Consider the following 8,874-nt stretch of genomic DNA (forward strand, 5'->3'; position numbering starts at 1 on the left):
ACAACCTGGGTGTCGTGTACGGCAATGGCCGAGGCGTCCCCAAAGATCCCGCCGAGGCCCTCAAGTGGTATCGCAAGGCGGCGGAGCAGGGCTATTCGGTTTCTCAGAATGAAATCGGCTACATGTACGACCAGGGCATCGGTGTGGAGAAGGATCCGAACCAGGCCCTCGCATGGTTCCGCAAGGCGGCCGAGCAAGGGCTCGACGTGGCTCAGCAGAATCTGGGAATTCTCCTCACGAAACAGTCCGGGAAGAATGCTCCCGATCTGGTGGAGGCCTACAAATGGTTCAACCTCGCGGCCGCGCAGGGGAACACGAACGCGGTGGGAAATCGCGACCTCATCATGAAGAAGCTGACCACCGAACAAATCAACGAGGGCCAGCGCCGCGCCGCCGAGTTCCTGAAGAAGTAGTCTGTCGGCGCGAATTAGTGATGTGTCTCACACATCACTAGGGCCAGGCCACCCACTCAAGCTCCCTCCTGGCAGGGCGGTGCGATTCAAACTGCCGGTCAACGAAGTCTTCTCCCTCTCTTCCCGATGAGGAGAGGAGGCGCGTTAACTGAGCAGGTCACCGGGCCATGGATAAAGTAGCGCAGAATTGAATTCTGCTGTGTCGCGGATTTGCAATCCGCATAGGGTCACGGCGGGTTGGGGGCGCTTGGATCTCCCGACGCCCTGCCGAATGCAATTCGGCGATACGGCAGATTGAAAATCTGCGCTACGGTTCTCCGGTCGATCTGTCGTCAATCCCACGGTCTGCACAGTAATGAGAGTCGGCCGACCTTGCAGCGCAGCGTCTGCGACCTTACCCAGACGCCTTCTGGCTTCAGTAATTGTGAGAGCTTTCATGTGGGAAACGGTAGTCAGGTTTGGTCGCAAGGAATTCAGAGTCGGCGACCCGATCACTCCCGCAAGCGGACTGGACGATCGTTCCTCAACTGCAACCACTCCTTGAACGCCGCCTGTTGGGCTGCGAGATCGTTTGGGCGAATCAGAAGCTGCTGGTCGGTTTCTGCGGACCGGCCCGTTTGCAGTTCTCTCTGCCACGTGGTCCAGACTCGTTCACGAACCGGGGGACGTGAACGCGGGTCCGAAACGAAGTCGTAATCCGGCGGAGTCAGATTTGAGATCGAACGGAGCGAGCGCTCGGCCACGCACCGCACCGCCGCGTAAGGGTCGTCCAGCAGTTGCGCGAGGACCGGAGGGATCCAATTCGTCGTCGAACTCTGCAATGCCGGCGGCCAACTGAGATGCCATGCGATGAGGGCGCGCTGGCCGGCGTCTCCGGATAACGCCAGGCGCAGCGCGTGCGCCACGTTAGTCGAATTCGCGGGCAATTGCGGCGCCGGCTGCCGATACCAGTCGGCCAAACGCTCGGCTGTCCAGGCGAGCGTCTTATCCAAGTGGCAAAGGTTACAGGCATTGGGTCGGCCCGTGGCCAGTTCATCTGTCATGCGCGGGCTGCTGATTTGATGGCTCCGAATCGCCTTGAGCACTCCGTAGGTCGTGTGCGGCATGTGGCAATTGTAGCACTCGCTTCCGGATGAGCCGAGGCGGTGCCGTGTGTGCGCGGATAATTGCGCGTCGTCACTGAAGCGATCGTGGCATTGCGTGCAGGCCCGGTTACCGGTCCGGTTGCGGGCCAGTTGATCGTCAGGATCACTCTCGTGCAGGGAATGGCAGGAAAGACAGGAGAACCTGGCGCTTTTGTAGCAGGGTGATTCGATCAAGCCGTTGTACTCGCGGCCACTGACACGAACCATGCCGTCCGGCCAGAAGAAGTCGTTCAGGAGATCCGGGTTGTGGGACAGGAAGTCAGCCAGTCCGGGCACTGATTCGATCCGAGATGGGCGAATGATCGGGGTGGTCTGCTCAAGATCATCCCCGGGACGAAACCGGAACCCGTTCCCATGCCACGGCTCGGATTTGCCAATCCACTTCATGGAATGGCAAAAGCCGCAGATTTGCGCGGCGCGCTGCGGGTCGATCTTTTTCGGATGGACGATTTCATCGCGCAAAGTTTGTGCGGCTAGGAGTTGGCTTTTGTCGTCGGCGAGGCGAGCCTTGGCATGGCGTTCGCCGGGTCCATGGCACGCTTCACAGGAGATGCCCAATTCGCCGGCCCGCGTTGACACGGTGCGAGCCGTGGCGTCCACGCGCGGTTCGATCCCGGTGGCGTGGCAGCGGCTGCAAATGATGTTCCAGATTTCGGCGCGATGAGCGGCATCGGGCGGGCGAATGAAGGTTGAGTTGCGCGGCACCCAGCGCTTCTCCGGAATCAACCAGGTGAACGGAAAGCCAATCTGGGTGTTGCCTTCGCCGCTTGGAACCCAAAACACTTGCATGTGATGCGAACCGGTCACCAGACCAATGCGAACGTCGATGTGCGCAGCAGAGGCGTCCGGGCCCGCTTCCAGCGCAGTGTGCTCCATGCGAACCCAGAATTCGTTGCTCCTTTGGCTGAGCACAAATCGCGTGCCGTCGTTGGTGAGAGTGACCTTGTGGAAGTTGGCCTGGACGGAATTCGTGCCGGCGATTTGCGTCATTGTCCGGTGATAGCTGCGATGCCAGCTCGCGTATTGGTCCTCGTGGCAGGAGCGGCACGCTTTGGAGCCGGCGTAGCCAGCGGGTCCGCCTTCTCGCGGGACAGTGTCTTCGTAGGCCGGCGCAGGAGCCTCTTGAGAAACGTCTGCGCCACCGTGAGCGGGAGGACCGCTGCTGTGGGTGTCTGGCTCCTTTCGAGAACAGCCGGCTGTCAACCAGAGGGCCGCGATCGTGACACACAACGTCCGGGACCGAGTGGACACAAATTCCAACTCCGCAATGCCTCCAGACCAGCGCCCCTTTCTGGTTCGCGGGAATGTGGATCGACTGGTCTGCATCGTAATCAGAGTCTCGCGAAATTTAGCAGTCGTTGGGACGAACCGTCCAGAGCAGAGCGGGAAGCCCCAGCAATTCTGAGCAATTCTGCCCATGAACCTGGTGGGGCTGCGTTGCTGCGCAGCCAGTCTTCAGTCGATGCGGCGGCGCAGCAGCACCGCCCTACCATCGACAGGTTCATGGGGTTCATGGGCAGAATTGCTGGCTTGGAACAAGTCCCGACCGACTCGCTGGGGACCGGCTCGCCCTACCGAGGCTGTTTCGCTTCGGCTTTTGTTTGGCGCAGGCGCTCCAGATTTTGTTTTGCGGCGGGATCGTCGGGATTTATCTGCAACGCGGCCTGAAACTGGGTTTCGGCTTCGGCCGATTTTCCTTCGGCCAGGCAAACCAGGCCGAGACCGTCATGGGCTCGGTAATATTTGGGATTCAAACGCAGCGTGGTTTCAAACTCGGCGCGGGCTTCGGTCAGTTGCTTTTCGGTCAGAAGGATGAGGCCGAGATAGTAATGAGCCTCAGCATGGCTGGGATCCAGTCGAATGGCCGCCTGGAAATGAGCCTTCGCTTCGTCGGCTCGGCCAAGCGGACCGAGCACTTTGCCCACGCCGAAATGCGCCGCGGCGTCGTTGGGGTTGGCGGCAAGCAGGTTCAAGTAGTAGGCCGCGGTTTCCTCGAAACCCCACACGCGATGCGCGGCTTGCAGCACCGTCAAATCGTCCGCCCGGCGCGGCAAGACCTGCAGCCAGAGCTCGCCCATTTCATCGGTGGATTGCGGCCCGAACACCACGCGGCGCGGAGGGGCGTTTGGATTTCGCACGTTCTCGGACGAATTGTCGTAGGTGTATCGCATCGTGATCCGCGATCCCTTCGGCAGGAAAACCGGGTGCCGGTAGCGATATTCGCTTTGCCAGTTGAAGTCCCACTCTTTGATCAACAGCAGTGGTTGTTTCTTTCCGTTCGGGAGCATCGCGAAGCCTTCGATACGTTTTCCCAAATAGTGCAGATGCGGCAGGACTGCGAGCACGTCCACGTCCGCCGGCAGTTCCATGGAGCGCTCGACAAGGTATTCCTTCTCACCCGCGGGAATGTCGATCAACTCGGAGAGCAAACCGAGGCGGCAGGGGGTTTTCGTTGGGGGCGATTCCGTGAAGAAGAGGCCGAGAGCCGGTTGGATCAACTCCGGTTTACCGGTCCGTTGCATGTGAATTTGCAGCACGAGGTCCGCTCCGCCTTCCAACACCCACGCGAGTCCGTCCGGCTCTTGGCGCGGAGCGCGGCCTGGAGTCCAGGTGAGCATGTGGCCGACCGGGAATCTGGCTGGCACCGTCATTCCCGCAAAACCAACCTCCGCATCCTGTTCGTCCAACCGCCGCGACTGGCGCGTCGAGTCCAACAGAATGCGGACGTGATGGACGCTCCGGCTTCGCGGCTGAAACTCAAGGGCCTGGACGAATCGGGTCTCTCGCGCCGGCGCGGGAATGACGAAGTTGCGGTAAAGGTCAGGCCCCTCGGCTGCCAGCGGGTACGGGTCCGGCATTTGGACAACCACATCCGGCTCGCCGAGTTGCCAGCCTTTCGCGAATTTTGGCAAGGGCGGCAAGTCCGCCGCGTTCCCTTCCAACGTGCCAGCGTTGAACCATGCCTGAATCGAATTGATCTGCTCCGAGGAAAGCCGCCGTTCATCAAGGAATTCGCCATGCCCCGGCTCGGGCAGCCACGGCGGCATGTAGCGCCGCTGCGCGACCTTCGCGATCTGTGCCGCGTGCTTCACGGCATCCGTGTAACTCAACAGGCTGAAAGGTCCGGGCTGGCCGGGCCGATGGCACGGGGCGCAATGTTCAAAGAGAATGGGCGCGATGTCGCGATTGAATGTGACCGTGCTGCGCGGACTGGTGCTACGAGGATTCTCTGGCGCGGAGGGCTTGCATCCCGGCAAAGCAATTCCGGCAAGTCCCAATATGATTATGGCGGGGCCAAAGGGGAGGAATCGTGTGGTGGCTGTGCCGCCCCCAAACCTCGTGGAAGCCCGTGTAAGGAGGCTCTGACTCATTTAACGTTGTAACGATTTAACGTTGTAACGTTGGGGAAATGGGGCGCCTCACCGAGGCCGCACGTCGAACTCCAGAAAGATCACGTCTTGCATGATGCCCGATCCGAGGATCGCGCCGAAGGAGGCTGCGAGTTCGGAGTGAAGCACGTTCTTGATATCAGGCTTCAGGACATCCGACAAACTCTTGCTGGCGAGCACTTCCGACGCCGAGTTAAGCAACTGGTTGCGGTTGACATTGAGATTCGCCAGCAACGGAGGGTCGTCTCCCTGCACGGCCAGGCGTGCGATAATCACCTGTCCACCGCGAGTGCCCGCGACGTTGGCGATTATTTTTTCGGGTTGCGCCAGGCCCAGCGCGTCCCCGTTGACGTCTATGATGGCCAGCTTGCCGAGGTATTTTCTCTTGTGAAAGCCGATGCTCGCGCGGGTCAGCGGAGCGACAAGACCTGGGTGAAACTTCGGCACTTCCTCCGCGTCGGCCGGCTTCGCTGCTTCTGCCTGACCGGCATGGTCGGACGCCTGGGACGAAGGTTCGGGCGCCGCCTTTGCAGCTCCAGGCGACATGAATCGGAGCGTGAGCCAGGCCGCGGCAGGCGCCAGTAAGATGATCAGGATCAATGGGAGAAACGCCATGACCGCGCTCTTGGGTTTGGCGTCACCGGGCGGCGGATTGACGGGAGCAGCGTTTTTGTCAGCCATGGGAATGCGTGCTAAAGTTCGAGTGCTTTGGCGCTGAATCAGCCGCGCGCCGAATCGAGCGCCGCGATGAGTGCCTGATTAACTTTGTCCGCATCGACTTCTCCGTGAATTTCAATCAGCTTCCCGCTCTTGCGATAATATTTCACTACCGGGCCGATCGTGCGCTCGAAGACCGCCAGCCGGACGCGAACGGCATCCGGGTCGGCGTCATCCGGTCGATAGAGATGCTCGCCGCGGCATTTGTCATACGGGCAGCTCTGGAACGGCGCGACTGCCGGGAAGGGCATCTGGCATTCGCGGCAAATTCTTTGGCCGGAAAGTCGATTCACGATTTCCTCCTCAGAACAACGAGGGAGATGACGGCATTGATCTTTCGTCCGAGTTCAAGGAACAGGGTATCCAGGAACTCGGCCTGATTGAGCGTGCGCGGGAAGCCATCCATGACGACGCCCTGGGTCGCAGGGATCAACCGAATCCAGGCTTCAAACATCGCATCGACGACTTCGTCGGGAACCAGTTCGCCCCGGCTCACGTAGCGTTTGGCCAGGAGACCCAGGCCGGTTTGCTCTTTGATGTTTTTCTTGAACAGTTCGCCGATCGAAATTGGCGCCAGGTCATATTTCACGACGACTCGGTCAACCTGGGTCCCCTTGCCAACTCCTGTCGGTCCAATAATAGAAATATTCATGAACGTTGATTGCGGACCGACTTCAGACTAGACCTCCCCGCGGAGCGTTTCAAATAAATTCCAAGATGCCGGGTGCGATTAAGAATCTCGGTCAACGAAGTCTTCTCCCTCTCTTCCCAAAGGGAGGAGAGGGTCGGGGAGAGGAGATGCGTTGGCTCGTTTCTCCTGTTTCCAGAAACCCCTCTCTCCAGCTCTCTCCCCACTCGTTCCTCGCGGGGAGAGAGGGAAGTCAAGCGGGGTCGCTGACCGACACTTTAGATCGCACCCCAAGATGCCTCGCAAATTGACAGCGCCCGAGGACTCCGATTACCTCAGCGACATGGTTGCCACAAGACTCGTTCTCCATCTTGGCCTCTATCTCTTCGCGACGACTTTCGGGCTGGCCGACGACTGGCCGCGTTGGCGCGGACCCGATCTGAACGGCATCTCGAAGGAAGCCGGCTGGACGACCGCGTGGCCCAAAGAAGGTCCGCGCCAACTCTGGAAGGCCTCTGTCGGCATCGGCTTCTCTTCCCTGGCCGTCGCCCAATCTCGTGTCTTTACGCTGGGGAATGCGGATGACACCGACACCGTGTTTTGCTTCGACGCCGAGACGGGCCGGCCACTCTGGAAGCACTCCTATGCCTGCCCGCTCGATGCGAAGTACTACGAAGGCGGCCCAGGCTCGACGCCCACGGTCGATGGCGTCAAGGTTTTCACGCTCAGCAAACGCGGACACTTGTTTTGTTTCGACACCGCGAGCGGGCGCGTTGCCTGGTCGAAGGATTTGATGGCTGAACTGGGCGCAAAGAAGCCCGAATGGGGTTTTGCGGGCTCCCCGCTGGTTGAAGGCAATTTGCTGATTTTGAATCTGGGCGGCGCCGGCACGGCGGTGGACAAGGCCACGGGCAGCGTGATTTGGAAATCCGATACCAGCGCGGCGGGTTACGCGACCCCGGTGCCTTTTGTCGCGAATGGCGAACGCTGCGTTGCGGTCTTCTCCGGCAAATCCCTCCTCGGTGTGCGCGTCCGAGACGGCCAACCGCTTTGGAGCCATTCCTGGGTCACCAAATGGGACATCAACGCCGCCGATCCCCTCGTGATCGACGACAAACTATTCGTGTCAACGTTCGACCGCGGTTGCGCGCTGCTCAAAGCGGGTTCGGGGACGCCGGCCGTGGTTTGGGAAAACAAGAACATCGCCAACCATTTCAACAGTTGCGTCAACCTCAATGGTTTTGCTTACGGAGTCCACGGGAACACCGATCACCCCGACCGGGATTTCCGGTGTTTGGACCTTACAACCGGTGCGGTGAAGTGGAAGCAGACCGGCTTCGGCCTCGGCTCGGTGATGGCCGCGGATGGGAAGTTGATAATCCTGAGCGATCGCGGTGAACTGGTGGTCGCTGAGGCAACACCGGAACGCTTTCAAGCTCTGGCGCGAGCCCAAGTGTTGGGGGGCAAATGCTGGACGGTTCCGGTCCTCGCCAACGGCAGAATCTATTGCCGCAACGCCCAGGGAATATTGATCTGTCTCGATGTTCGCGGAGCGACTCGGGATCCCTGAGATGGGAACCCCTCGACGGCAATCGTGACAAAGGCTCGGCCGCCGCGATCCTGGCCCACGCCATTGAGCTGGCTGTTGCCTTCGACGCGCTCGATTTCCGCGTTCTCCGTGGCCTTGCCGGTGAACTGAACAGGACGAAGTTCTCTGTTCCCTTCAATCTGCCATCGTCTCGGGCCGATTGGGCGCGCGACTACTCCCCCAACGATGCGTTCATATTTGTTGTTGCGGCGGAATGGAGGAGCGCGGCTTTGGCGGATTGCGCTACGGCGGACAACTCGGAACCAACGCCTATTATCGGGCCTACGCCAAGTACGCCAACCGCGACGAATTCACTCGAACCGACGGCTCCGGCGCCAATGACAGTTGGTGGATTTCACAACAAGGCTTCCGTGTGGACTGGGAACCGGCGGACATCAACCGATTCTCCCTGCAGGGGGATTATTACTATGGAAAGTGGGACGGCTTGATTCGCCGGCATTCGCTTTCTCCACCGGGCCTGTTCACGGATCGAATTCGCGCGAAGTCCGAAGGCGCGATCCGCGACGTGGAAGTAGACCGGGCCGTCTATGCGAAGGTGACGTGGCGGTTTTAAGGCTTCGATGTAATCGGATTCAGCCATATCAGCGCTTTCTCGTCTGAGTCACCAGATGGACCGACGGGGATTTCATGTGAACAATTTGGCACGTTTCCATTCTCCGCGAAGTAAGAAAACTACGCTTACATCCACCGATGGCGGAAGTTGACCAAACTCCTCGGATGAAAGCCCGGATCGCCCAACTGCCGGTTCAACGCGAAGTTCCACCCCGCATGATAGCGCAACAGTTCCACCGCCTGCCGATCCGGCACTCCGTCCAAATCCTGCAGCAGACTAACCCCCAGCATCAGCACCGGTTCAAGGGCCGTGCGCCCATTTTCCGCGCAATAGCACTTCTCCAGCGCAGGTCGCGCCCGCGCCAGCTTCGGGTAAACCAGCTTGGCAAACAGCCGGTAACGGTCGCCTTCGGCAAAGAGT

The 8,874-nt window shown here is 60.0% G+C and carries 9 protein-coding genes; 3 read left to right on the forward strand and 6 right to left on the reverse strand.

Annotated elements, in window-relative coordinates; translation table 11 throughout:
• Window positions 1–413 (forward strand): sel1 repeat family protein (locus tag FJ398_22660; protein MBM3840710.1); only part of this gene is annotated, 413 nt, incomplete at its 5' end.
• Between the two features lie 491 nt (window positions 414–904).
• Here FJ398_22660 and FJ398_22665 read toward each other — a convergent pair.
• The 5 genes from FJ398_22665 to FJ398_22685 form a co-directional block, all read right to left on the reverse strand.
• The gene (locus tag FJ398_22665; protein MBM3840711.1) at window positions 905–2,977 is read right to left on the reverse strand and encodes a hypothetical protein; all 2,073 of its coding nucleotides are present in this window, start codon (window positions 2,975–2,977) and stop codon (window positions 905–907) included.
• 152 nt (window positions 2,978–3,129) lie between these two features.
• On the reverse strand, window positions 3,130–4,929 hold the full coding sequence (locus FJ398_22670; protein ID MBM3840712.1) for a tetratricopeptide repeat protein: 1,800 nt from the start codon (window positions 4,927–4,929) through the stop codon (window positions 3,130–3,132).
• A gap of 48 nt (window positions 4,930–4,977) precedes the next feature.
• Window positions 4,978–5,628: a hypothetical protein gene (locus FJ398_22675; protein MBM3840713.1), complete on the reverse strand. Its 651-nt coding sequence runs from the start codon at window positions 5,626–5,628 to the stop codon at window positions 4,978–4,980.
• A 38-nt stretch (window positions 5,629–5,666) separates the two neighbouring features.
• Complete coding sequence (locus FJ398_22680; GenBank protein ID MBM3840714.1) at window positions 5,667–5,957, reverse strand: hypothetical protein; 291 nt, start codon at window positions 5,955–5,957, stop codon at window positions 5,667–5,669.
• Window positions 5,954–6,316, reverse strand: a complete 363-nt coding sequence (locus tag FJ398_22685; GenBank protein MBM3840715.1) for a nucleoside monophosphate kinase — start codon at window positions 6,314–6,316, stop codon at window positions 5,954–5,956. The genes FJ398_22680 and FJ398_22685 overlap by 4 nt, the downstream gene beginning before the upstream one ends.
• A 319-nt stretch (window positions 6,317–6,635) precedes the next feature.
• On the opposite strand from FJ398_22685, the gene FJ398_22690 reads away from it, so the two are divergent.
• Both FJ398_22690 and FJ398_22695 read left to right on the forward strand, forming a co-directional pair.
• Window positions 6,636–7,862, forward strand: coding sequence for an alcohol dehydrogenase (locus FJ398_22690; protein MBM3840716.1), 1,227 nt, complete (start codon window positions 6,636–6,638; stop codon window positions 7,860–7,862).
• 232 nt (window positions 7,863–8,094) lie between these two features.
• Window positions 8,095–8,454, forward strand: a complete 360-nt coding sequence (locus FJ398_22695) for a hypothetical protein (protein MBM3840717.1) — start codon at window positions 8,095–8,097, stop codon at window positions 8,452–8,454.
• Window positions 8,455–8,579: 125 nt separating this feature from the next.
• Here FJ398_22695 and FJ398_22700 read toward each other — a convergent pair.
• Window positions 8,580–8,874, reverse strand: a 295-nt coding sequence (locus FJ398_22700; GenBank protein ID MBM3840718.1) for a transposase, incomplete at its 5' end; no start/stop codon positions are given.

Source organism: Verrucomicrobiota bacterium (genome assembly GCA_016871535.1).
In the GTDB taxonomy this organism is placed as follows: domain Bacteria; phylum Verrucomicrobiota; class Verrucomicrobiia; order Limisphaerales; family SIBE01; genus VHCZ01.